Below are 22246 nucleotides of genomic sequence, written 5' to 3'. Positions count from 1 at the left end.
CTGCGCTCCGGACGCCTGAGCGTTCAACTGAGCCCATGATTCGCGGCCTCTCCGCTTCGCTCCGAGCCGCTCATGCGGACCGGGTCGTCAGGCCGCGGGGAGTGCGCATGCCCGGGAGGTAGAGGAACGCCAGCGTCACGGCGGCGCCCAGCACGCCGGCGCCGATCAGGGTCTCGCGCACGCCGATCGCCGTCGCCACCGGGGCCGCCAGCGCGTACGACAGCGGTACCAATGCGATCGAGATGAACCAGTCGACCGAGCTCACCCGGCCCATCAGCTCCTCCGGGACCAGTCGCTGTTTCGCCGTGGCCCAGGCGATCGTGCCCGCCGCCTCCAGGCCGTTGACGAGGGCGCACGCGATCGCCAGGTGCCACGAGGCCGTGGCCACGCCGTAGCCCGCCACCGCCAGCGTCGCGAGGGTCCACGTGAGGTAGATGAACACCATGTACTGCCGTGGGACGCCCCGCTGGCCGACGACCAGGGCCGCGGCGATGGCGCCGATGCCGCCGCTCGCCAGTACCAACCCTAGATCACCGGCGGTGCCGTGGAGCTCGTTCTTCACCACGAAGGGCAGGAGAACCTCGGTCGGGCCGATGAAGAGGAGGTACGCGAAGGTCGCCGCGACGAACGTGCCCCACAGCCAGACGTTGCGCCGGACGAAGCTCATGCCCTCCTTGAAGTCCGCCCAGACGGAGGACGGCTCATCCTCCGGAATGGAAGGCACGGAACGCATCAGGAGCAGGCACAGCGCGGACACCGCGAAGGTCACCGCGTCCACGGCGAACGCCAGGCCGCTGCCGCCGACCGCGATCAGGATGCCGCCGAGCGACGGCCCGGCCATCTGCATCGCCGCCGGGCGCACGAACTGGTCGAGGGCGTTGGCCTGGACGAGATCCTTCGCGGGGACGATCTGCGGTACCAGCGAGTCGAACGCCGGCCCGAAGAAGCCCGACGCCGCCCCGTAGACCGCCACCAGCCCGACGACGTGCCAGAGCTGCAGCCCGCCGGTCAGGCTCAGCGCCGCCAGGACGGTGAGCACCGCGCCCCGCACGAGGTCCGTGCCGAGCATGATCTTCCGCCGGTCGAACCGGTCACTGACCACGCCGCCGAAGAGCAGCGTCACGACCTGGGGCAGCGAGAGGGCGAACCCGACGACGGACATCGCCGCCGGGGCGCCCGACAGCGCGTACACCTGCCAGGCCAGGGCGACGAGCAGGATGCCGTCGCCGATGAGCGAGGTGCTCATCCCCGTCCACAGCAGGCGGAAGTCCCGCCCGCGGAGGGGGATGAGCAGCGCCGGAAGCTCGCGAGGGGCGCGGTGCCGTCCCATCTACGCGGCGTCGCGCAGGCGCAGGCCGGACGCGAGCTCGGAGAGCACCGCGTTGAGCTGGTCCAGCTCGGCGTCGGTGTTCGCCGCCGTCACCTGCACGCGGAAGCCGACCTGGTCGCGGGGGACCAGCGGGTACGCGGCCAGGGTGACGTAGATGCCCCGGTCCCACAGGAACTGGCCGACCTCCTGGATGTCCTCGCCCTGCGCGAGCGGCAGCTCGATGATCGGCGTGGTGCCGGTGTTCGGCGTGTAGAGGCCGAGCGCGCGCACGTGGTTGAGCACTTTCATCGTTTTGCGGTACAGGTCTGCGCGAATGGCGTCGCCGCGCTGTTCGTTTACGTCCATTCCGGCCATCACCGTGGCGAGTGAGGCGGTCGGGGACGGGCCGGAGTAGAGGTACGGCGGGGCCGCCACCTTGAGGTGGTTCTTCAGCCAGGTCGGCAGGGCCAGGAACGCCATGAGCGAGGAGTACGACTTGGAGAAGCCGCCGACGAGCACGATGTTGTCGTACGTTTCGCCGGCGTAGCGCACGATCGCGTTGCCGCGGGAGCCGTAGGGCGACGTCTCGTGCTCGGAACGCTCACCGATGACGCCGAAGCCGTGCGCCTCGTCGACGTACAGCAGCGCGTTGTTCTCCCGGCAGACCTGGGCAAATCGGGCGATGTCCGGGGCGAGGCCGGTCATGCTGTTGACGCCGTCCATCGCGACCAGGCGGGTCACCCCGGCCGGCGCGGCCTTGAGCAGCTCCTCCAGGTGGTCCGGGTCGTTGGCGCGGAAGCGCTGGACGGTCGCGCCGAGGCCCTTGGCGTTCATGCAGCCGTCGTAGATCGTCTTGTGCGACTGCGAGTCGAGGAAGATCATGCCCTTGCCGGCCAGGATCGGGATCACCGACATGTGGATGTGCGTGATCGTCGGCAGCAGCAGCGTGTCGGGCGCGCCGAGCAGCTCGGTCAGCCGCTCCTCGATCTCGATGTACGGCTTCGGGTTGCCGAGCAGCCGCGACCAGCTCGGGTGGGTGCCCCACGTGCGGATGTACGGGTCGACCGCGTCCATGATCTGCGGATCGAGGTCGAAGCCGAGGTAGTTGCACGAGGCGAAGTCGGACAGCCAGTGGTCGCCCACCCGGATCCGGCGTCCGTCGATCTCCTCGATCGTGGCGTCGTACATCGGGCTGCTCGTGCGCAGCCGCTCCAGGTCGTCCCAGCGCCCGTCGCGACGGACGTAGGCGGCCTTCGTGCTGTGCAGGGGGTGGACGGTCATCCAGGTGCCTTTCATGCGCGAATTTCGAGTACTTCGGACGTAACTGGTCAGGCCATCGCCGCGAACGGCGACGCCTTCGGGATGAGTGCGAACGCGTCCGGCTCGGACAGCGGGCGGGCGAACAGGTACCCCTGGCCGTACGGGCAGCCGACCTGCCGCAGGGCCTCCCGCTGCCCCGGCTCCTCGACGCCCTCGGCGACGACGGAGAGGTTGAACGTCTGCGCGAGCTGCACGATCGCGTTCACGACCGCCCGCTGCTGCGACGACGACAGCATGTCGTCGATGAAGGACTTGTCGATCTTCAGCACGTCGATCGGCATGTGCTGCAGGTAGGACAGCGACGAGTACCCCGTGCCGAAGTCGTCGATGGCGAGCCGCACGCCCATGGCGCGCAGCGCGTCGAGGTCGGCCCGGACCTGGTCGTCGTTGCGCAGCAGGAGGCTCTCGGTGATCTCCAGCAGCAGCGTGCCCGGCTCCACCCCCGAGGCGTGCAGCATCTGCCGCACCTCCTCGACGAACCCCGGCGTGCGGAACTGCCGCGCCGACACGTTCACGCTGATGTACCGCAACGCCCCCGGCGCCGTCGCCCGCTGCCACCGGCCGGCGGTGTTCAGCGCCTGCTGCAGCACCATCCGCCCCATCGGCACGATCAGGCCGCTCTCCTCCGCGACCTCGATGAAGTGCCCGGGCGCGATCATGCCGCGCGTCGGGTGGTTCCACCGCACCAGCGCCTCGAAGCCGAGCGGCACGCCGGTGTCGAGGTCGACGATCGGCTGGTACTGCAGCATGAACTGCTGCTCCTTGACCGCCTGGTCGAGGGCGGCGCGCAGCTCCAGCCGCTCCAGCACCGCCGTGTGCACGTCGGACTGGTACCGCCGCCACTGCCCCTTGCCCGCGCCCTTGGCGACGTACAGCGCGAGGTCGGCCTGCCGCATGAGCTCCTCGGCGGTGCTCGCGTCGACCGTCGTGGACAGCCCGACGCTGCTGATCCCGTTGACCGTCTCGCCGGCCACGGTGAACTGCTCGCCGAGCGCGATCACGATCCGCTCCGCCGCGAGCTCCAGGTCGGCCATCGAGTCGCTCTCGATGAGCGCGGCGAACTCGTCGCCGCCGAGGCGGGCGACCGTGTCGGTGTCGCGCAGCTCGCCGCTGATCCGCTCGCCGACCGCCTTGAGCAGCGCGTCGCCGACGGCGTGCCCGAGCGTGTCGTTGACGATCTTGAAGTCGTCGAGGTCGACGAAGACGACGCCGACCAGGCTGCCGTCGCGCGTGGCGCGGGCGACGGACTGCTCGACCCGGTCCTGGAAGAGCACCCGGTTGGCCAGCCCGGTGAGCGAGTCGTGGAACGCCTGCCGGATGAGCTGCTCCTCCAGCCGGCGGCGCTCGGTCACGTCGCGGACCGTCAGCACGAGGCCGCCGACCGTCGGGTCGGCGCGCAGGTCCCGGCAGTCCACCTCGACCACCAGCCCGGTGCCGTCGACCCGCTCGGCGCGGGCGTCGGCCGTGACGTGGGCCTGGCTGCCGCCGCGCACCTGGGCCAGCAGTCCGGCGAGCCGCACGTGCTCGTCGCGGGCGATGAACTCCCACAGCTCGTAGCCGGCCAGGCGCTCGTCGCCGAAGACCGGGCCCGCGGAGGGGCTCGCGTACTGGATGACGTCGTTGTCGTCGACGATGAGGATCACGTCGGCGGTGTTGTGGATCAGCGTGCGGAAGTACGCCTCGCTGCTGCGCCGGCTGACCTCCGCGCTCAGCGTGATCCGCTCCAGCGCCATGGCGGCCTGCGCGCCGAGCACCTCGAACGTCGGCTGGAGCGCCTGGAGCGCCTCGGTGGGGCCGGCGAGGTACAGGACGTCGTTCTCGATGCCGAGCGGGTGGCGCAGCACCGAGCTGAACTCGCGCAGCTGCGCGCGCAGCTCCGGGCCGAGCCCGGAGACCCGGATCAGGCCCGGCTCGTCGGCGCGCTCGGCGCGGACGACCACGACCTTGTGCGGGGTGCCGGCCGGCAGCAGCCGGGCCAGCGAGTGGCGGACCGCCGAGACCGCCTCGCCGGCGTCGGCCGCCGACACGAGCGTCGCCGTGGCCTCGCGCAGCTCGCGCTCGCGCGCCAGCGACTGCCGGTGGTCGCCCATGACGCCGGCCAGGCGGGTCAGGACGAGCACGAACATGACGGCCGACGCGGTGCCGATGACGGCCGCGTCGCGGAACGCCTTGCCGATCGAGGCCTCGACGAGCAGCAGGCTGGGTGCGATCAGCGATGCGGCGCCGAGCAGCGCGATCCGGCGGACGCTCAGGTCGCCCGACGTCGAGCGGGTCGGCTCGGTCATCCGCACCATCGACGGGTGCAGGGCGGCGGCCGCCCAGCCGAAGTAGCAGAGCACCCAGCCGAGGTCGGTCGGCCCGCCGACGTGCCAGTTGCCGTTGAGCTGGATGAGGCCGTAGATCACGTCGGCGATCAGGAGGCCCGCGGTACCGAGGCCGAGGAAGTTGATCGAGCCGAAGGGCTTGACGCCGCCGGTGAGCAGGCGGGCGAAGACGGCCAGCGTGAGCACGTCACCGAGCGGGTACGCGACCGAGACCAGCTTCTGCAGCAGCGTCAGCTCGTCGTTGCGGACGTACGGGTCGATCAGGAACAGCCAGGACAGCAGGGCCAGGCCGATGGTCAGGGTGGCCGCGTCGAGCAGGCTCTCCCGGTTGTTGCGGCCGGTCCGGGAGCGGATGAAGCCGAGCAGGCCGGCGGCGACGAGCGGGTACATCGCCAGGTAGAGCGCGTCGGGGAAGGACGGGAAGGGGTTCTCCAGCCCGAACACGTCGGTGGCCACGTTGTACAGGAAGTCGCCGGCCCCGAACATGAACAGCGCGGTGGCCAGCATGAACCACGGCCAGCGGCGGCGCGGCCGGTGCACGAGCACGCCGACGACGACGCCGGCGGTGCTGGAGAGCCCGATCGCCCCCCACCACAGCATGTGCATCCCGGGCCACCGGTAGAACGCCACGGTGAGCAGCCCCATCCAGACCGCGAACCAAGCGCTGAGGGTGCGTGCCAGCACGGTGCCCGCCTCCTTCCGCTCCGACCCGATCTGCGACATGCCAGATCGGCCCGGCGGGCGGGCGCTGTACGAGAATGGGGGTGCCAGTCGGGTCCACCGAGTTGCCGGAGGGGTCCTCCGGACGGTCGACGCGGGCTGTCCGCCCGGTTGCCGCTACCGTCGGTGACTGGCGGGCAGGATCTCCAGGTGCTTCGGCGTGTGGGCGCGGTGCGCCGGCTCGGGCTGAAGCTGGTGATGATGCTGCGGCTCGGCATAGAAGCTCAGCCCGATCACGCTGCCCAGCGTCACCACGAAGCCCAGGGCCACCAGCCACTCGCGGCCCGGCCAGACGCCGTCACCGAGCACCAGCAGGCCGATGAGGGCGGCCGGGACCGCGCCGGCCGCGTCCATGGCGGCGACCGCGGCCGTCGTCGAGCCCCGCTGCATCGCCAGCCCCAGCAGGAGCTGGCCGACCAGGGAGTGGGCGATCAGAAGGTACGAGAGGGGATCCATGACGAACTCGGTGATCGAGTGCGCCGAGGCGAGCGGCCGGGACGCGACCGCCGCCGCGCCGAACGCCACCCCGGACAGCGATCCGAGGACGACGGATCCGGGCGCGCCGTGCAGGCGGCCGGCGAAGAAGCCCACGACGCCGATGGCGACCAGCACGAACGCCAGGCCGGCCACGCCCTCCATGCCGAGCTGCCGGGACGGCGACGGCTTGGCGGCCAGCACGAGCGCGGCGATGCCGACCGTCAGCATCAGCAGCAGCAGGACCTCGGTGCGCGGCAGCTTCCACTTGAGGATCAGCACGCCCAGCACGGTGGTCACGCCCAGGCCGGCGGCCATCGCCGACTGCACGAGGAACAGTGGCAGGTCGCGGCGGGCGAAGAAGGCGAGGGCGAATCCGGCGAACTGGCAGCCGACGCCCATGAGATACGACTTGTGGCGGCCGAGGCGCAGCAGCAGCATCGGGTGGAAGCCCTGATGCAGGTCAGTCCGTGCGGCGGCCACGGATTGCAGCAGGTTGGCCACGCCGTAGGCCGCGATCATCGCGCCGAGGAACAGCCAACTCCAAGATGCCACCCGTGGAGGATAGACCCCGCCGGGTGCCCGGGCATGCGGACGCTTCGGTTTACCCTGACAATCCGGACAATCTGCTGCTCCCCAAACGGGTGAGCACGTCCTCGTGCAGGTGACCGTTTGTGGCAATGGCGCTGCCGCCGCCCGGCCCGGGGTTGGCCTGCAGGTCGGTGAACGTGCCGCCGGCCTCGGTGACGATCGGCACCAGCGCCGCCAGGTCCCACAGCGACAGCTCCGGCTCGACCATGATGTCGACCGCGCCCTCGGCGAGCAGCATGTAGCCGTAGAAGTCGCCGTACGCCCGCTGGCGCCACGTGCGGCGCATGAGGTCGAGCATGCCGTTGAGCCGCCCGGCCTCCTCCCAGCCGCCGAGGTCCGAGTAGCAGAACGAGGCGTCGGCCAGGCGCCGGACGCCGCTCGTGCGGATCGGGGTGGCCGCCGCGGTGTGCCGCCCCGCGTACGCCCCGTGGCCGAGCGCGCCCCACCAGCGTCGCCCCAGGGCCGGCGCCGACACCAGGCCGACGACCGGCTGGTCGCCCTCCATGAGCGCGATGAGCGTGGCCCAGATCGGCACGCCCCGGACGAAGTTCTTCGTGCCGTCGATCGGGTCGATGACCCACTGCCGGCTGCCCGGCCCGGCCGCCGCCTCGGTCGCGCCGTACTCCTCGCCGAGCACGCCGTCGCGCGGGCGGGCCCGGCCGAGCGTGGCCCGCAGCGCCTTCTCGACCGCGGTGTCGGCGTCGGTGACCGGGGTCAGATCGGGCTTGGTGGAGACGTGCAGATCCTGTGCGCGGAAGCGGGGGACGGCGATCGCGTCCGCGGTGTCGGCGAGGAGATGAGCGAGGGCCAGATCGTCCGCGTAGCGCGCCATGCGCGGAAACTTAGCCGACGATCGCCACCTCTTGGCAGTACTGTCGCCGTTTGTGATCCCGACCCCCGCCGCCCTGTGCGGTCTGCTGGCCGAACCGGAACGCCTGCGCGTCTTCGCCGCCGTGGTGCTCGGCGCGTCCACGCCCACCGCGGTCGTCACCGCGTCCGGGCTGCCGGCCCGGTCGGTCGAGGCCGCGATCCGCCGGCTCCAGCAGGGTGGCCTGCTGGCCGTCACCGACGGCACGCTCGTGCCGCTCGCCGAGGCGTTCAAGGACTCGGTGCGGTCCTCCGTCCCGGTCGAGGACGTTGTTCCGCTCGGCCCGGACCGGCAACGCGACCAGGTGCTGCGCACGTTCATCGTCGACGGGCGGCTGAGCCAGATCCCGGCCGCGCACGGCAAGCGGCTGGTGGTGCTGGAGCACATCGCGTCGTCGTTCGAGCCCGGCGTGCGGTATCCGGAGCGGGAGGTCAACGCGATCCTGCGGGCCTGGCACGACGACCACGCCGCCCTGCGCCGCTACCTCGTCGACTCCGGCTACCTGACCCGGGCCGACAACGTCTACTGGCGCTCAGGCGGCCCCGTCGACGTCTAGGACGCCCTCCTTCGAGGCCAGCAGCCGCCGGAACGACTCCAGCCGGCGCGGGTCGGCGCCGCCCTCGGCGACCAGCCGGTCGAGCCCGCATTCGCCGCCGGCCCCGGTGTGGTCGCAGTTCGGCGGGCAGCGGGTCGAGGCCTCGACCAGGTCGGGGAAGCCGTGCAGCAGGCTGTCGGCCGACACGTGGGCCAGCCCGAACGACCGGATCCCGGGTGTGTCGACGATCCAGCCCCGGTCGTCCGGCAGCCGGAGGGCCAGTGCGCTGGTCGACGTGTGCCGGCCCTTGCCGACGGCGCTGACCCGCCCGACCGCCCGGTCGGTGCCCGGCACCAGCCGGTTCACCAGCGTCGACTTGCCCACCCCGGAGTGCCCGATCATGACCGACACCTTGCCGCTCAGCTCGGCGACGAGCGCGTCGAGCGGCTGGTCCGGCCGGCACAGCACGTGCGGCAGGTCGAGGTCGGCGTAGTAGCCGAGGATCGCCTCCGGGCTGGCCAGGTCGTTCTTGGTCAGGCACAGCAGCGGGTCGATCTCCGCGTCGTACGCGGCGACGAGGCAGCGGTCGATGAACCCTGTCCGTGGCGGGGGATCCTGCAGCGAGCTGACGATGACCAGCTGCTCGGCGTTGGCGACCACGACGCGCTCGAAGCGACCCTCGGTGCCGCCCTCCTCGTCGTCGGCCGTCCGCATCAGCACCGACTCGCGCTCGTCGATGCGGACGATCCGCGCGAGCGTGTCGGGCCGGCCGGACACGTCTCCCACGATCTGCACGTGGTCGCCGACCACCACCCCGTGGCGGCCCAGCTCACGGGCCCGCATGGCGGTGACGGTGGTGCCCGTGCCGCGGATGTGGCAGGTGTACCGCCCGCGGTCGACCGCGACCACGAGCCCCTCGACGGCGTCGCTGTGCTTGGGCCGCTGGCGCGTGCGCGGACGCGAGGAACGGCCCGGTCGCACCCGGACGTCGTCCTCGTCGTACTCGCGTTTGCGCGTCAGTCCGCCCCTCCACTGCCACCGTTGCCGCCGTGCACCATGGTCGACCATAGCCGGGGAAAGTCCGGCAGCGTCTTCGCGGTGCATGCCACGTCGTCGAGCCGCACGTCGCTGACGGCGAGCCCGATGACCGCGCCGGCGTGGGCGAGGCGGTGGTCGTCGTTCGTCCGGAAGGTGGCTCCCCGCAGCGGCCGGGGCCGGATCCGCAGGCCGTCGGCCTCGGGGGTTACGTCGGCGCCCAGCCCGCCCAGCGCCTCGGCGAGGGCGGTCGTCCGATCGGGGCTGCCGCGCAGGCCGTACAGATGCGACGGAGAGTCGGCGACGGTGGCGAGCGCCGCCAGCACCGGCGTGGCCTCCGTCACCCGGGAGACGTCCGCGACGAGCCCGTGCACCGCGCCCGAGCCGCGCATGACCAGCCCGTGGGTGGTCAGGGCGGCGGCCCCGCCCATCAGCTCGAACATCTCCAGCAGGGGCCCGCCCGGCTGGCGGCTCGCCGCCGGCCAGCCCTCGATCGTCACCGCCCCGCCGGTGACCAGCGCGGCGGCCAGGAACGGCGCCGCACCCGACAGGTCCGGCTCGATATCCCAGGCCCGTCCGTTGAGCCGCCCCGGTTCGACGGCCCAGACGTCCCGGCGGCTGTCGTCCACCCCGGCCCCGGCGGCGCGCAGCATATGCACGGTCAGGTCCAGATGCGGCTTGCGGACCGGCGGGCCGACGTGTCGCACCACCACCCCCCGGTCGAACTCGGGCGCGGCCAGCAGCAGCCCGGACACCAGCTGACTCGACGCCGAGGCGTCGATCGTCACGTGCCCGCCGGCGACCCGTCCGATTCCGTGCACGCTGAGCGGCAGCCGGTCGTGCTCGGCGTCGATCCGCACCCCGAGCGTCCGCAGCGCGTTGACCAGGGGCGCGAGGGCCTTCTTGCGGGCGCGCGGCTCGCCGTCGAACCGCACGGTGCCATCGGCCAGCGCCGCGATCGGGGGCAGGAATCGCATCACTGTGCCGGCGAGGCCGACGTTCACACGCGCCGGCCCACCTAATGGACGCGGCCGGAGGACCCAAAGGTTGTCATCCACGGTCGAGACGTGGCCGCCCATGGCCCGCAGTCCGGTGGCCAGGAGTTCGGTGTCGCGCGCCCGCAGCGGCGCGCGGAGGGTGCTGGCCCCGAGGGAGAGGGCGCCGAGCACGAGCGCCCGCGCCGTCATGGACTTCGATCCGGGCAGCCGGACAGCGGCACGGATCGGCCCGGGTGCTGTGGGCGCGATCCAGGGGATATAGGCGCTCGCGTATGGCACGCGTACAGTGTGCAGGCCGGTCCTTACGGTCAGCGACTGGGTGGTCCGCCGTGTGTCGAAGACCCTCCCGTTTTTGTCGGTGGGCGTCGGTACGGTGGCGGCATGTGTGGGAGGTATGCGACCAGCCGCAGCAGCGTCGACCTGAGCGCGCTGTTCGAGGCGGCCGACGAGACCGACGGGCTCGAGCCCGACTACAACGTGGCCCCGACCGACCCCGTGCCGATGGTGCGGATCTCGTCGTCGGCCGGCGGCCGGGTGCTGAGCTCGGCGCGCTGGGGGCTGGTGCCCTCCTGGGCCAAGGACCCCAAGGCGGGCGCCCGCATGATCAACGCGCGCGTCGAGACGGTCACCACGTCGAACGCGTTCGCCCAGTCCTTCGCCCGCCGCCGGTGCCTGGTGCCGGCGGACGGCTGGTTCGAGTGGGTGCGCGACGGCAAGGCCAAGCAGGCGTATTTCATGACGCTCGGTGACGCCGAGCCGTGCGTCTTCGCCGGGATCTGGACCGTCTGGGGCCAGGGCGACGACCGCCTCCTGACCTGCAGCATCGTGACGGCGCCGGCCGTCGGCGACCTCGCGCTCGTCCACGACCGGATGCCCCTGCTCCTGCCGTCCGACCGCTGGGACGCCTGGCTGGGCGCCCCGGCCGGCGAGGAGCTGCTCGCCCCGACGCCGTCCTCGCACGTCGCGAGGCTGGAGTTACGGCCCGTAGGCGCGCGGGTCGGTGACGTCCGCAACGACGGCCCCGACCTCGTCGATCGGGTGGCCGCCCCGCCGCTGCGGCCGAGTGACGTGCAGCCGATCGATCTGACCCTGTTTTAGGAAGGATGTCCGGAAACAGATCCGGCAGGTTTTGTCGATCGGCGTGAAAACTCTTGTATTTACGGTCGTTTGTGCGATACAACACAGCGCCGGTGGGTCTATGTCGGATGGGGGCATCCCGACGTACACCCGCCCCGCTGTTGTTTGACCCACGGGGGAGGTGGGTGTAATGACCCGGGCGCGGATGCCACGCCCGCACGAAGTCGCGGCCGCTCGACGAGACCCGCGACTGTTGCGAGCCTTCAATGAACAACAGGGCGACGGAGCCTGGCGCATGAGGGGTGCCTGCCAGACGGTCGACCCGGAGACCTTCTTCCCGGCACCGAGCGAGCCCGCGGACGCCGCGGTCGCGCTGTGCCGGACCTGCGACGTCCAGGGCGCCTGCCTGGCCTGGGCGCTGGAGGTCGGCGACTGCCACGGTGTGTGGGGAGCCACAACTCCTCGTGAGCGGCGTGCGATGCTCGTGGCATGGCGCAGCGAGGTGGCGGGGCAGGTCCTGCCGGGCACGGTGGCCAGCCTGCCGTTCCTGCCGATCCCGCGGCCCCGCCGCATGGAGGCCGAGCAGCCCGACCCGGTCGGCGCGGCGAGCGGCTGACGCCCGCCGCGTCACCCTCGGGTGGTGTCGCGGGTGGTAGTGCGCGGCCGCTCAAGGTCTCCAAGGCGGCGATCGGCCGCGCCCGGGGGCTGAGCGCCGTCCGGGAGGCGGTCGAGACCGCGTTCGGGACGGCGCTGTACGACCTCGACGTGCCCCGGGCCTTCGACGGCACCCTGCTGGTGCTCGGGCACGGGGCCGGCGGGGACGTCGACGCCGCCGACCTCGTCGCCGTCCGCGATGCGGTGCTGGGCGCCGGGGGAGCCGTGGCCTTGGTCACCCAGCCGTATCGGGTGGCCGGGCGACGCGCGCCCGCGCCCGCCCGGCAGCTCGACGTGGCCTGGCTCGCGGTGCTCGCCGCGCTGCGGGAGCGCGTGCCGGTGCGCACGCTCGTGGTGGGCGGGCGGTCGAGCGGGGCCCGGGTCGCCTGCCGGACGGCGCGGGAGGGCGGCGCCGACCGCATCCTCGCGCTCGCCTTTCCGCTGCACCCGCCGGGGAAGCCGGAGAAGTCGCGGGCCGAGGAGCTGCGGACCGGGGTGCCGACCCTGGTGATCAACGGCGACCGGGACGCGTTCGGGGTGCCCGACGGCGGCCCGGCCGTGATCGTCGAGGTGCTGCCCGGCGAGACCCACGCGCTGTCGAAGCGCCCGGAGGCGGTGGCGGCCCTCGCCGCACCGTTCGTGACCGCCTGACACATTCGCCCGTCCGAGATCGTGACGGCCGCTGAGCTGCGTCGTTTGAGGAGTGTGACCGGCGCTGGCCGGCACGACTCCACACCGCAGATCGCTCAGATCCGCAACCTCCCAGGCCCTTCCTGTTCCCGGCGGCCTGACCGGTCCCAAGGCTCCACGTGGTCCGGCCGCCGGGACAGGCCGGGTTGGGCCCGGCCACCGGGCCGGCGCCCCGTAGCCGGAATGACGGGCGTGTCTGCGTTGTTGCACGGGGGGTGCGGCGCCCGCCGAAGGCGCCGAACGGTGGAGGGAAGACGAACAGCGTGGCGACACTTGAGCGTTCTGACCGGCGCGCCCGGGATCTGCTCTTCAGCCCGGCGTGGCCCGCGGTCACCGATGCGGAGCCCGATCCGGACTGGCAGCCCGTCACACGGGAGCGGTTGACGGGCGCCACAAACTCAGAACTCGCACAGCAACTCGGCGTATCCTCGGCGGGACGGTCGAGGGTGGGAGTCGCGCGAGTGGTCAGCAGCGAGAGCACGGAGCAGCAGCGCGTGCGGTTCGAGCGCGACGCGTTGCCGTTCATCGACCAGTTGTATGCGGCCGCGCTGCGGATGACGCGCAACCCGTCGGACGCCGAGGACCTCGTCCAGGAGACGTTCCTCAAGGCCTTCGCGGCGTTCCACCAGTTCGAGACCGGCACCAACCTCAAGGCCTGGCTCTACCGGATCCTCACGAACACCTACATCAACTCCTACCGGCGGCGGCAGCGGCAGCCCGTGCAGGCGCCCACCGAGGAGATCACCGACTGGCAGCTCGCCGAGGCCGAGAGCCACACGTCCAGCGGCCTGCGTTCGGCCGAGACCGAGGCGCTCGACCGGCTGCCCGACTCCGACGTGAAGGAGGCGCTGCAGTCGCTGCCCGAGGAGTTCCGTCTGGCCGTCTACCTGGCCGACGTCGAGGGCTTCTCGTACAAGGAGATCGCCGACATCATGAACACGCCCATCGGCACCGTGATGTCGCGACTGCACCGCGGGCGGCGCAACCTGCGCCGGTCGCTCGAGGCTTATGCTGCCGACCGGGGATTCACCCGCACCCCGTCCGCTGAGCCGAGCGAGGTCTGAACCGATGAGTTGTGGAGACCCGCACGAGACCGACTGCAGTGATGTGCTCGCCGAGGTGTATCTGTATCTCGATCTCGAGTGCGCCGACGACCGCCGGGCGGTGATCCGCGAGCACCTCGACGAGTGCTCGCCCTGCTTGCGCGAGTTCGGCATCGAGCAGGAGGTCAAGGCTCTGGTGGCCCGCTGCTGCGGCTCGGAGCTGGCCCCGGTCGAGCTCAAGCAGCGCCTCCGCTCGAAGCTCAGCGAGCTGGTGGTCAACGCCGAGGCCCGCGAGCTGCGCCCGGACTAGAAGACATCCCGATATGCTGCGGGGCGCGGAGCGCATGCACCCGCCCCGACGTGACCCGGAGGAGATCGGGATGGCCGACGAAGTCCGCGCCGAGATGGTGGCCAACGTCTGGAAGATCACGACGCAGGTCGGCGCCGAGGTCAACGAGGGCGACACGCTCGTGATCCTCGAGTCGATGAAGATGGAGATCCCGGTCGTGGCCGAGTCCGAGGGCACCGTCAGCCAGATCTCCGTCCACGAGGGCGACGTGGTGCAGGAGGGCGACCTGATCGCGGTGATCGGGTGACGATCGTTGTCCGGCCCGTCGAGCCGGACGACTTCGCCGAGGTCTCGCGCCTGACCGTCGAGGCCTACCGGGCCGACGGCCAGCTGGAGGACGACGCCGGCGGCTATGCGGTGGCGCTCGCCGACGTGGCCGCCCGGGCGGCGTCGGCCGAGATCCTGGTGGCGGCCGACGGCCAGCAGCTGCTCGGCTCGGTGACCTTCGCGCTGCCCGGCTCGCCCTACGCCGAGGTCTCGCGCACCGGCGAGGCCGAGTTCCGGATGCTCGCCGTCGATCCGGCGGCCCAGCGCCGCGGCGCCGCCCGCCGGCTGGTCCAGGCCTGCATCGACCGCGCCGAGGCCCTGGGCTGCACGTCGCTGGTCATCTGCACCCGCGACGTCAACCGGGCCGCGTTCGCGCTCTACGACACGTTCGGCTTCACGCGCGACCCGAGCCTCGACTGGTCACCCGTGCCCGGCGTCCGCCTGCTCGGCCTCCGGCTCCCACTGCAGGTGCTCGCGCACTAGGACGTCCACGAGCTCGTGAGCGACCGAAGAGGCGCCGCTCATGAGCTCGAGCGCGACCTCCAGCGCAGCCTCGCGCCGCTCCCGCTCGGTGCCGGGGCGCTCGCGCAGGATGAAGGTGCTCGCGTGGATGGTGAAGACCGCCATCGCGCGGCGCAGCTGCTGGGCGAGCGGCTCGGCCGGGTCGACCAGGAACTCGAAGACGCGCATCATCTGCTCGCGCATCTGCTTGCCGGCGGCCATCGTGTTGATCAGCGTCTGGTTGCGCTCGAAGAAGCGGATGACGTTCTCGTTGGGCATCCGCTCGTGCAGCTGCGCGTAGCGCCGCAAGAACTCCAGCCGCATCCGCTCGTCGCGCGACTGCGTCGCGGCCCACTCCAGCAGCTCGTCGACGGCCGCGATGCGCCGCTCGATCAGGCTGCGGACGATGTCGTCCTTGGTCGGGAAGTGGTAATAGAGCGCCGCCTTGGTCACCCCGAGCTTCTCGGCGATCTCCCGCAGCGAGGTCTTGTCGTATCCCTCTTCGATGAACATCTCGAGCGCCACCTGCTGAATGTGGGCGCGCACGTCCGCGGCGTCGTCGTCGCCGAGCCGGATCCGGTTGCGACCCCGGACCACCCGCACGTTCTCGTCCATCGTCCCAATCCTACTTGACGGCCGGTCAGTAGCAAGCTTACCGTGCGGCTAGTAAGTTAACTGACCGGCCGACTAGTAAGCGGGGAACGATGTCCGACAAGACCATCCGGGTCGTGCTGCCCGGGCTGCTCATGGCGATGCTGCTGGCGATGCTCGACAACGTGATCGTGGGCACGGCGATGCCGCGCATCGTGGGTGAGCTCGGCGGCGTCGACCACCTCTCCTGGGTGGTGACCGCCTACGTGCTCGGCACGACCGTCTCCACCCCCATCTGGGGCAAGCTCGGCGACCTCTACGGCCGCAAGACGGTCTTCCTCACCTCGATCGTGCTGTTCCTGGCCGGCTCGGCGCTGTGCGGCATCGCGCAGAACATGCCGGAGCTGATCGGGTTCCGGGCGTTCCAGGGTCTCGGCGCCGGCGGCCTGATGGTCGGCGCGATGTCGGTGCTCGGCGACCTGGTCCCGCCCCGCGAGCGCGGCAAGTACCAGGGACAGTTCGCGGCCGTCATGGCCGTGGCCATGGTCGGCGGCCCGCTCGTGGGCGGCTTCATCACCGACCACGCGAACTGGCGCTGGGCGTTCTTCGTGAACCTGCCGCTGGGCGGCGCGGCGCTGGCCCTGCTCGCGCTGCGGCTCGACCTGCCGAAGCGGCGGACCGAGCACCGCATCGACTGGATCGGCGCGTCGCTGCTGTCCGTGGGCGTGACGGCGCTGGTGCTGATCACCACCTGGGGCGGCAACCAGTACGCGTGGGCCTCGGCCCAGATCCTCGGCCTGGCCGCGCTGGCCGTCCTGACGCTGGCCGCGTTCCTGCTGGTGGAGCGGCGCCACCCGGAGCCGATCCTGCCGCTGTCGATCTTCGCCAACCGCAACTTCACGATGGTCGCCGGCATCGGGTTCCTGGTCGGCTTCGCGATGTTCGGCGCGATCACGTTCCTCCCGCTGTACCAGCAGATCGTCCAGGGCGCCTCGGCCACCAACTCGGGCCTGCTCCTGCTGCCGATGATGGCCGGCCTGCTGGTCACCTCGCTGGTGGTCGGGCGGGTCATCACCAAGACCGGGCGGTACCGCGCGTTCCCGATCATCGGCGGCGTCGTCATGGTCGGCGCCATGGTGCTCCTCGCCCAGCTCGACTCGGACACCTCCAAGGTCATGTCCGGCGTCTACATGACCGTGCTCGGCCTGGGCATGGGCTTCCTCATGCAGACGTCGATGCTCATCGCGCAGAACAGCGTCGAGCTCAAGGATCTGGGCGTGGCCAGCAGTACCGCCACCTTCGCCCGGTCCATCGGCGGTGCGTTCGGCGTGGCGGCCTTCGGCGCGGTGTTCAACCACCGGCTGCACGACGTGCTCGGCGAGCGGCTCGGCAGCCAGGCGGCCGACCGGCTGGCCAGCGGCAGCGGCGGCGCGACGATCGACCCGTCGACCCTCGCGCAGCTGCCGGCGCCGGTGCGCTCGGCGGTCATCGACGCGATCTCCGGCGGAGTGTCGAGCGTGTTCCTGTGGTCGATCGCGGCGGCCGTGCTGATCCCCGTCCTCGCGCTGTTCATCCGCGAGGTCACGCTGCGCGGCTCGGAGACGCCCGAGCGCACGCTGGTTGCGCAGGAAGGGTAGTTTCGCGCACAGTCTGCGCGAAGTTGGCGGTGAAACTGGCGTCTGGTGCGCGAAACTGCGAGACTATGCGCAGGATCGCGCATCAGACGAAATGGAGTTCCACCGTGACCGAGCAGCCCGGTGCCGGTATGAAGGCCGACATCGCCGACCAGCCCGAGGTCTTCGCTCGCCTGCTCGACGAAGGCGAGCGGGTCGCCCAGATCGCCGGCGTCGCCGCGAAGATCGCCGAGTGGCGGCCGCGCAGCGTCGTCTTCACCGCCCGCGGCACCTCGGACCACGCCGCCCTCTACGCGGCGTACCTGACCGAGATCCGCCTCGGCATCCCGGCCGGGCTGGCCTCGCCGTCCGCGATGACCGTCTACGGCGCCCGCCCCGACCTGCGCGACACGCTCGTCGTCGGGGTCAGCCAGAGCGGCGGCTCGCCCGACCTGCACGAGGTGCTGCGGGTCGCCAAGGAGCAGGGCGCGCACACCCTCGCCGTGACCAACAACCCCGGGTCGCCGCTGGCCGGCGTGGCCGAGCTGCACGTCGACGTCGCCGCCGGCCACGAGGTCGCCGTCGCCGCCACCAAGACGTACACGGCCGAGCTGCTCGCGCTGCTCCTGCTCGTCGAGAGCGTGCGGGGCGGCGGCGCGCTACCCGCCGAGGAGGCCGCCGAGCTGCGCCGGCTCCCCGGGCTGGCGGCCGAGCTGCTGGCTGACGACACCGCGACCCACCTCGCCGCGCGATACCGCTTCGCCGACCGCCTGGTCACCACCGGCCGCGGCTACGCCTACCCGACGGCCCGCGAGACGGCGCTCAAGCTCATGGAGACCTCCTACGTGGCCGGCCTGGCGTTCTCCGGCGCCGACCTGCTCCACGGGCCGCTCGCGATGACCCAGCCCGACGTGCCGGTGCTCGCGGTCGTCGGCGGCGGCCCCGCCGGCACCTCGATGCGCGACGTGGTCGGCCGGCTCAGCGAGCGCCGCGCCGACGTGGTCGTCGTCGGCCCGGAGGCGGTCGCGGGGGCCACCGCGCACATCCCGACGCCGGCCGTCGACGAGCGCTACGCGCCGCTGCTCGACATCCTCCCGCTGCAGCGCCTGGCGCTGGCCCTCGCGCTGCACCGCGGGGAGAACCCGGACGCGCCGCGCGGCCTGAAGAAGGTCACGACGACGCTGTGACGGTGACGACCGCGGGCTTGCCCTCGGTCAGCTCCCGGGTCTGGAACGTCTGCGCCGGCCGGTCGCCCACCAGGATCTGGTAGGACGGCCGGCTGCCGGACAGGTTCTTCATCCGGAACGCGAAGTTGCAGCGGAACCCGTCGGACGCCTGCGCCAGCACGCCGCTGTCCAGCGAGCTGACCGCGATGACCTTGCCGTCGGCGTCGGCGGCGCGCACCGTGGCGCCCGCCACGACGTCGGGCACCGAGGTGGGCGCGAGGCAGGGCGTGCCGGGAACGCCGCTCGCCGCTCCGCCGACGCTCACGTACCCCTGGAGCTGGAACACGTCGGGTTTGCTCGTCTCGGCGTGGCGGCCCGCCCAGCCACATCCGCCGAGACTTCCGCCGACCGAGAGCACCAACACCAGGGGAACCAGGAGACGCCGCACGCGGCAACCTTAGTCTTGTTCCCGTGTCGACCCTGCGTGATCTCGTCGAGGAGCACACCTCCCTCGAACCCGAGGACATCGAGCACCTGCACCGCCTCGCCGGCGACTGGCAGATCGTGTCCGACCTCTCGTTCGCCGACCTGCTCATGTGGGTGCCGACCGGCGACCGGGGGGAGTACCTCTGCGTCGCGCAGGTGCGCCCCACGACGGCGCCGACCGCCTACCAGGACGACCAGGTCGGCCGGCGAGCCGGCGGCCCCGAGGTCGCGCACCTGGCCATCGTGCGGGCCCAGGGGCGCATCTGGCGGGAGGGGGATCCGGTCTGGTATGGCGACATGCCCGCCCGCCACGAGGCGATCCCCGTGCGCCGACGCGGCCAGGCGAGGGTCATCGCCGTCATCGGCCGCGACACCAACCTCAGCACCGCGCGGACCCCCGCCCAGCTGGAGCTCAACTACCTGACCACGGCCGACGACCTGGCCCAGATGATCGCCGACGGCAGCTGGCCGCCGCCGCGGCACCCGGGCGAGACCACCAGCGCGCCGCGCATCGGCGACGGGCTGGTCCGCCTCGACGCCTCCGGCAAGGTCACCTACGCCAGCCCGAACGCGCAGTCGGCGTACCGGCGGCTGGGACTCGCCGCCCACCTGGTGGGCGAGAGCCTGGCCGAGCTGACCGGCCGGCTCGTCGACGACCCGCTGGAGGGCGCCGACGCGACCGAGCGCGTGCACGCCGCGCTGCGGGGCGACGCGCCGGCCCGCAAGGAGCTGGAGGCCCGCGGGGCCACGGTGCTCATGCGCGCGCTGCCGCTGATCCCGGCCGGCGTGCCGATCGGGGCGCTGGTGCTGGTGCGGGACATCACCGAGGTACGGCGGCGCGACCGGCAGCTGATGACCAAGGACGCGACGATCCGCGAGATCCACCACCGCGTCAAGAACAACCTGCAGACCGTCGCCGCGCTGCTCCGCCTGCAGGCCCGCCGGGTCGGGGTGCCGGCCGCCCGGCATGCCTTGGAGGAGTCGGTACGGCGGGTGGCCTCCATCGCGCTGGTGCACGAGACCCTCTCGATGTCGTCCGAGTCCTCCGACGAGGCGGTCGAGTTCGACGGCATCGTGGAGCGGGTCGCCGCGGCCGCGGTCGAGGTCGGCGCGACCAGCTTCAAGGTGAGCCTGCGCCGCGAGGGCGACTTCGGGGTCCTGCCGGCCGAGATCGCCACCCCGCTGGTGATGGTCCTCAACGAGCTGCTGCAGAACGCCGTCGAGCACGCCTTCGACCCCGTGCCCCGGGGCGCGGCCCCCGAGGTGGTGCTGTCGGTGCACCGGTTCCGCAGGCAGCTGCACGTGACCGTCGCCGACAACGGGGTGGGCCTGCCCGACGACTTCGACCTGGACTCCAGCGAGCGGCTCGGGCTCCAGATCGTCCGGACCCTCGCCACGGGCGAGCTGCGGGGCACGATCGAGCTGCGCCAGCGGGCCGGCGGCGGGACGGAGGCCGTCATGGTCGTTCCGATGACGAAACGGTGAAACCTACCGCAGTGTGAGACAGGGGCGAATCGGACGGCGCCGGAGCGGGCGATACTCCTCCGCAATTCCTATCGAGTGAGTCGGTTGTTTGTTACCTCCCGATGAACTCGCCCTGAGAGAACCCTCACGTCGACGTGGCGTAAGGACCGGTCGACGTGGAAGACTGCACGTCATGCACGCTGCTTCTCTGCGGCTCGTCTGCCGCCGACACGTCGACTACGGTCGCGTGCGCAGCGCCATCTGTCCGGCTTGCTGAACGCCGCCCGCCTTTTTTCCCGGGTGCGCGACTTCGCGCCGGAATTTCTCATGACATCGACGTCATCCATCTCGGCTCAGCCGATGATCGGCCGGCGCTCCGTCGCGTGCTCTCAAACCTGAGAGGACGCCGCCATGACGGTGGACACCGTCCCGGCAGACAACGCCACTCCCGCCGCCCGTCCCGCCCGTGGACGCGGTGCCGCTGGTGGGCGCCCTCGTGGTGAAGGCCAGTGGGCCCTCGGTCACCGCGAGCCGCTCAACCCGAACGAGCGCAGCAAGAAGGACGACAACCCGCTCAACGTCCGCGCCCGCATCGAGAACATCTACGCGCACCGGGGCTTCGACTCGATCGACCCCGCCGACCTGCGCGGACGGTTCCGCTGGTACGGGCTGTACACCCAGCGCCGCCCCGGCATCGACGGCGGCCGGACCGCGATCCTGGAGCCGGAGGAGCTCGACGACCGCTACTTCATGCTGCGCATCCGCAGCGACGGCGGCCAGCTCGACCTCGCCCAGCTGCGCACGATCGCCTCGATCGCCCAGCGCTTCGCCCGCGACACCGCCGACATCACCGACCGGCAGAACATCCAGCTGCACTGGATCGAGATCGAGAACGTGCCGCGGATCTGGCAGGAGCTGGAGGCCGTCGGCCTGTCCACCACGGAGGCCTGCGGCGACACCCCGCGGGTGATCCTGGGCAGCCCGATCGCCGGCGTCGCCGAGACCGAGGTGCTCGACCCGACCGAGGCGATCACCGAGATCAATCGGCGCTTCGTGGGCGACCCGTCGCTGTCGAACCTGCCGCGGAAGTTCAAGTCGTCGATCTCCTGGCTCGCCGACACGCCGTACGAGGCCAATGACGTCTCGTTTGTCGGCGTGATCCACCCCGAGCACGGACCCGGCTTCGACCTGTGGGTCGGCGGCGGCCTCTCGACCAACCCGATGCTCGCCCAGCGCCTCGGCGTCTGGGTGCCGCTGCACGAGGTCGCCGACGTCTGGCACGGCGTCGTCCAGGTCTTCCGCGACTACGGCTACCGCCGCCTGCGCTCCCGCGCGCGGCTCAAGTTCCTGCTGGCCGACTGGGGTGCGGCGAAGTTCCGGGAGATCCTGGAGCAGGAGTACCTCAAGCGCGCGCTCGTCGACGGACCCGCGCCGGACCTGCCGGAGAAGCCGGTCGACCACGTCGGCGTCCACAAGCAGTGGGACGGCAACTACTTCGTCGGTGCCGCCCCGATCGCCGGGCGCAGCTCCGGCACGCAGCTCGGCCGGGTCGCCGACCTGGCCGAGGAGCACGGATCGGGCCGGGTGCGGCTCACGCCGTACCAGAAGATCCTCGTCCTCGACGTGGCCGAGGATCGCACCGAGTCCCTGGTCAAGGGGCTGCAGTCGATCGGCCTGGAGCCCCGCCCGTCCGCCTGGCGCCGCAGCACCATGGCGTGCACCGGCATCGAGTTCTGCAAGCTCGCGATCGTCGAGACCAAGGCCCGCGCCGCCGAGCTGGTGGAGCACCTGGAGCGCAAGGTCGCCGAGCTCGACGCGGACATCTCGATCCACCTCAACGGCTGCCCCAACGCCTGCGCCCGCACGCAGGTCGCGGACATCGGCCTCAAGGGGATGCTGGTCCGCGACGACGCCACCGGCGAGATGGTCGAGGGCTTCCAGATCCACCTGGGCGGCGGCCTCGGCATGGCGGCCGGGCAGACGGCCGGCTTCGGCCGGAAGCTGCGTGGCCTCAAGACCACCGCCGTCGACCTGCCCGCGTACGTCGAGCGGGTCGCCCGGCACTACCTGGCCGGCCGCGAGGCCGGCGAGTCCTTCGCACGCTGGGTGATGCGCGCACCGGAGGAAGAGCTCCGATGAGTGAGCGCATGGCGCCGCTGTACTGCCCGTAC

Annotated in this window: 21 protein-coding genes; 12 read left to right on the top strand and 9 right to left on the bottom strand. The window is 71.8% G+C overall.

What is annotated here, in order from left to right; all coding sequences use genetic code 11:
- Positions 1-70 precede the first annotated feature (70 nt).
- The 5 genes from IEZ31_RS49300 to hisN form a co-directional block, all read right to left on the bottom strand.
- A complete protein-coding gene (locus IEZ31_RS49300; protein ID WP_190257067.1) occupies positions 71-1330 on the bottom strand; it encodes an MFS transporter in 1260 nt (419 codons plus the stop codon).
- Positions 1331-2590, bottom strand: coding sequence for an aminotransferase class I/II-fold pyridoxal phosphate-dependent enzyme (locus IEZ31_RS49295; protein WP_190257074.1), 1260 nt, complete (start codon positions 2588-2590; stop codon positions 1331-1333).
- A 47-nt stretch (positions 2591-2637) separates the two neighbouring features.
- Positions 2638-5637, bottom strand: coding sequence for a putative bifunctional diguanylate cyclase/phosphodiesterase (locus IEZ31_RS49290; RefSeq protein WP_229837049.1), 3000 nt, complete (start codon positions 5635-5637; stop codon positions 2638-2640).
- A 153-nt stretch (positions 5638-5790) separates the two neighbouring features.
- Positions 5791-6669 (bottom strand): hypothetical protein, encoded by an 879-nt coding sequence (locus IEZ31_RS49285; RefSeq protein WP_229837051.1) that lies wholly within the window; start codon positions 6667-6669, stop codon positions 5791-5793.
- A gap of 82 nt (positions 6670-6751) precedes the next feature.
- A complete protein-coding gene (gene hisN / locus IEZ31_RS49280; protein WP_190257065.1) occupies positions 6752-7570 on the bottom strand; it encodes a histidinol-phosphatase in 819 nt (272 codons plus the stop codon).
- 52 nt (positions 7571-7622) lie between these two features.
- On the opposite strand from hisN, the gene IEZ31_RS49275 reads away from it, so the two are divergent.
- Positions 7623-8162: a DUF2087 domain-containing protein gene (locus tag IEZ31_RS49275; RefSeq protein WP_229837048.1), complete on the top strand. Its 540-nt coding sequence runs from the start codon at positions 7623-7625 to the stop codon at positions 8160-8162.
- Here IEZ31_RS49275 and rsgA read toward each other — a convergent pair.
- Both rsgA and aroA read right to left on the bottom strand, forming a co-directional pair.
- Positions 8139-9209, bottom strand: coding sequence for a ribosome small subunit-dependent GTPase A (rsgA, locus tag IEZ31_RS49270; protein WP_190257063.1), 1071 nt, complete (start codon positions 9207-9209; stop codon positions 8139-8141). The two genes, IEZ31_RS49275 and rsgA, sit on opposite strands and share 24 nt — an antisense overlap.
- Positions 9158-10453 carry a 3-phosphoshikimate 1-carboxyvinyltransferase gene (gene aroA / locus IEZ31_RS49265; protein WP_190257062.1) on the bottom strand — a complete coding sequence of 432 codons (1296 nt, stop codon included), beginning with the start codon at positions 10451-10453 and terminating at the stop codon, positions 9158-9160. Before aroA ends, rsgA begins: the two co-directional genes overlap by 52 nt.
- Before the next feature lie 102 nt (positions 10454-10555).
- On the opposite strand from aroA, the gene IEZ31_RS49260 reads away from it, so the two are divergent.
- The 7 genes from IEZ31_RS49260 to IEZ31_RS49230 all read left to right on the top strand — a co-directional run bounded on the left by IEZ31_RS49260 (position 10556) and on the right by IEZ31_RS49230 (position 14737).
- Complete coding sequence (locus tag IEZ31_RS49260) at positions 10556-11272, top strand: SOS response-associated peptidase (protein WP_190257061.1); 717 nt, start codon at positions 10556-10558, stop codon at positions 11270-11272.
- A gap of 169 nt (positions 11273-11441) precedes the next feature.
- On the top strand, positions 11442-11867 hold the full coding sequence (locus IEZ31_RS49255) for a WhiB family transcriptional regulator (protein ID WP_190257060.1): 426 nt from the start codon (positions 11442-11444) through the stop codon (positions 11865-11867).
- A gap of 149 nt (positions 11868-12016) precedes the next feature.
- The gene (locus IEZ31_RS49250) at positions 12017-12556 is read left to right on the top strand and encodes an alpha/beta hydrolase family protein (protein WP_373294823.1); all 540 of its coding nucleotides are present in this window, start codon (positions 12017-12019) and stop codon (positions 12554-12556) included.
- A 302-nt stretch (positions 12557-12858) separates the two neighbouring features.
- Positions 12859-13659, top strand: coding sequence for a sigma-70 family RNA polymerase sigma factor (locus IEZ31_RS49245; RefSeq protein WP_308429525.1), 801 nt, complete (start codon positions 12859-12861; stop codon positions 13657-13659).
- Between the two features lie 4 nt (positions 13660-13663).
- Positions 13664-13948 (top strand): mycothiol system anti-sigma-R factor, encoded by a 285-nt coding sequence (gene rsrA / locus IEZ31_RS49240; RefSeq protein WP_190257058.1) that lies wholly within the window; start codon positions 13664-13666, stop codon positions 13946-13948.
- A gap of 64 nt (positions 13949-14012) precedes the next feature.
- Positions 14013-14234: a biotin/lipoyl-binding carrier protein gene (locus IEZ31_RS49235; RefSeq protein ID WP_190257072.1), complete on the top strand. Its 222-nt coding sequence runs from the start codon at positions 14013-14015 to the stop codon at positions 14232-14234.
- Positions 14231-14737, top strand: a complete 507-nt coding sequence (locus IEZ31_RS49230) for a GNAT family N-acetyltransferase (RefSeq protein ID WP_190257057.1) — start codon at positions 14231-14233, stop codon at positions 14735-14737. Before IEZ31_RS49235 ends, IEZ31_RS49230 begins: the two co-directional genes overlap by 4 nt.
- Here IEZ31_RS49230 and IEZ31_RS49225 read toward each other — a convergent pair.
- The gene (locus tag IEZ31_RS49225) at positions 14675-15370 is read right to left on the bottom strand and encodes a TetR/AcrR family transcriptional regulator (RefSeq protein WP_190257056.1); all 696 of its coding nucleotides are present in this window, start codon (positions 15368-15370) and stop codon (positions 14675-14677) included. The two genes, IEZ31_RS49230 and IEZ31_RS49225, sit on opposite strands and share 63 nt — an antisense overlap.
- Before the next feature lie 89 nt (positions 15371-15459).
- On the opposite strand from IEZ31_RS49225, the gene IEZ31_RS49220 reads away from it, so the two are divergent.
- Together IEZ31_RS49220 and IEZ31_RS49215 are read left to right on the top strand one after the other, a co-directional pair.
- Positions 15460-16983 carry an MDR family MFS transporter gene (locus tag IEZ31_RS49220; RefSeq protein ID WP_190257055.1) on the top strand — a complete coding sequence of 508 codons (1524 nt, stop codon included), beginning with the start codon at positions 15460-15462 and terminating at the stop codon, positions 16981-16983.
- A gap of 128 nt (positions 16984-17111) precedes the next feature.
- Positions 17112-18146, top strand: coding sequence for an SIS domain-containing protein (locus tag IEZ31_RS49215; RefSeq protein WP_190257071.1), 1035 nt, complete (start codon positions 17112-17114; stop codon positions 18144-18146).
- Here IEZ31_RS49215 and IEZ31_RS49210 read toward each other — a convergent pair.
- On the bottom strand, positions 18130-18573 hold the full coding sequence (locus IEZ31_RS49210; RefSeq protein ID WP_190257054.1) for a hypothetical protein: 444 nt from the start codon (positions 18571-18573) through the stop codon (positions 18130-18132). The genes IEZ31_RS49215 and IEZ31_RS49210 overlap by 17 nt on opposite strands.
- 23 nt (positions 18574-18596) lie before the next feature.
- On the opposite strand from IEZ31_RS49210, the gene IEZ31_RS49205 reads away from it, so the two are divergent.
- Together IEZ31_RS49205 and IEZ31_RS49200 are read left to right on the top strand one after the other, a co-directional pair.
- Entirely contained in the window at positions 18597-20096 is a 1500-nt protein-coding gene (locus IEZ31_RS49205) for a sensor histidine kinase (protein ID WP_190257053.1), read from the top strand.
- Between the two features lie 390 nt (positions 20097-20486).
- Entirely contained in the window at positions 20487-22214 is a 1728-nt protein-coding gene (locus tag IEZ31_RS49200) for a nitrite/sulfite reductase (protein ID WP_190257052.1), read from the top strand.
- The last annotated feature ends 32 nt before the right edge of the window (positions 22215-22246 follow it).

The organism is Dactylosporangium sucinum (assembly GCF_014647515.1).
GTDB lineage: Bacteria > Actinomycetota > Actinomycetes > Mycobacteriales > Micromonosporaceae > Dactylosporangium > Dactylosporangium sucinum.
This window is presented reverse-complemented; position numbering and strand designations above follow the sequence as displayed.

Coding starts and splice junctions, on each gene's coding strand:
- rsrA (WP_190257058.1), top strand. CDS start 13,664: ATGAGTTGTGGAGACCCGCACGAGACCGACTGCAGTGATGTGCTCGCC.
- IEZ31_RS49200 (WP_190257052.1), top strand. CDS start 20,487: ATGACGGTGGACACCGTCCCGGCAGACAACGCCACTCCCGCCGCCCGT.
- IEZ31_RS49260 (WP_190257061.1), top strand. CDS start 10,556: ATGTGTGGGAGGTATGCGACCAGCCGCAGCAGCGTCGACCTGAGCGCG.
- rsgA (WP_190257063.1), bottom strand. CDS start 9,209: ATGGTCGACCATGGTGCACGGCGGCAACGGTGGCAGTGGAGGGGCGGA.
- hisN (WP_190257065.1), bottom strand. CDS start 7,570: ATGGCGCGCTACGCGGACGATCTGGCCCTCGCTCATCTCCTCGCCGAC.
- IEZ31_RS49225 (WP_190257056.1), bottom strand. CDS start 15,370: ATGGACGAGAACGTGCGGGTGGTCCGGGGTCGCAACCGGATCCGGCTC.
- IEZ31_RS49220 (WP_190257055.1), top strand. CDS start 15,460: ATGTCCGACAAGACCATCCGGGTCGTGCTGCCCGGGCTGCTCATGGCG.
- IEZ31_RS49295 (WP_190257074.1), bottom strand. CDS start 2,590: ATGACCGTCCACCCCCTGCACAGCACGAAGGCCGCCTACGTCCGTCGC.
- IEZ31_RS49285 (WP_229837051.1), bottom strand. CDS start 6,669: ATGATCGCGGCCTACGGCGTGGCCAACCTGCTGCAATCCGTGGCCGCC.
- IEZ31_RS49300 (WP_190257067.1), bottom strand. CDS start 1,330: ATGGGACGGCACCGCGCCCCTCGCGAGCTTCCGGCGCTGCTCATCCCC.
- IEZ31_RS49215 (WP_190257071.1), top strand. CDS start 17,112: ATGAAGGCCGACATCGCCGACCAGCCCGAGGTCTTCGCTCGCCTGCTC.
- IEZ31_RS49255 (WP_190257060.1), top strand. CDS start 11,442: ATGACCCGGGCGCGGATGCCACGCCCGCACGAAGTCGCGGCCGCTCGA.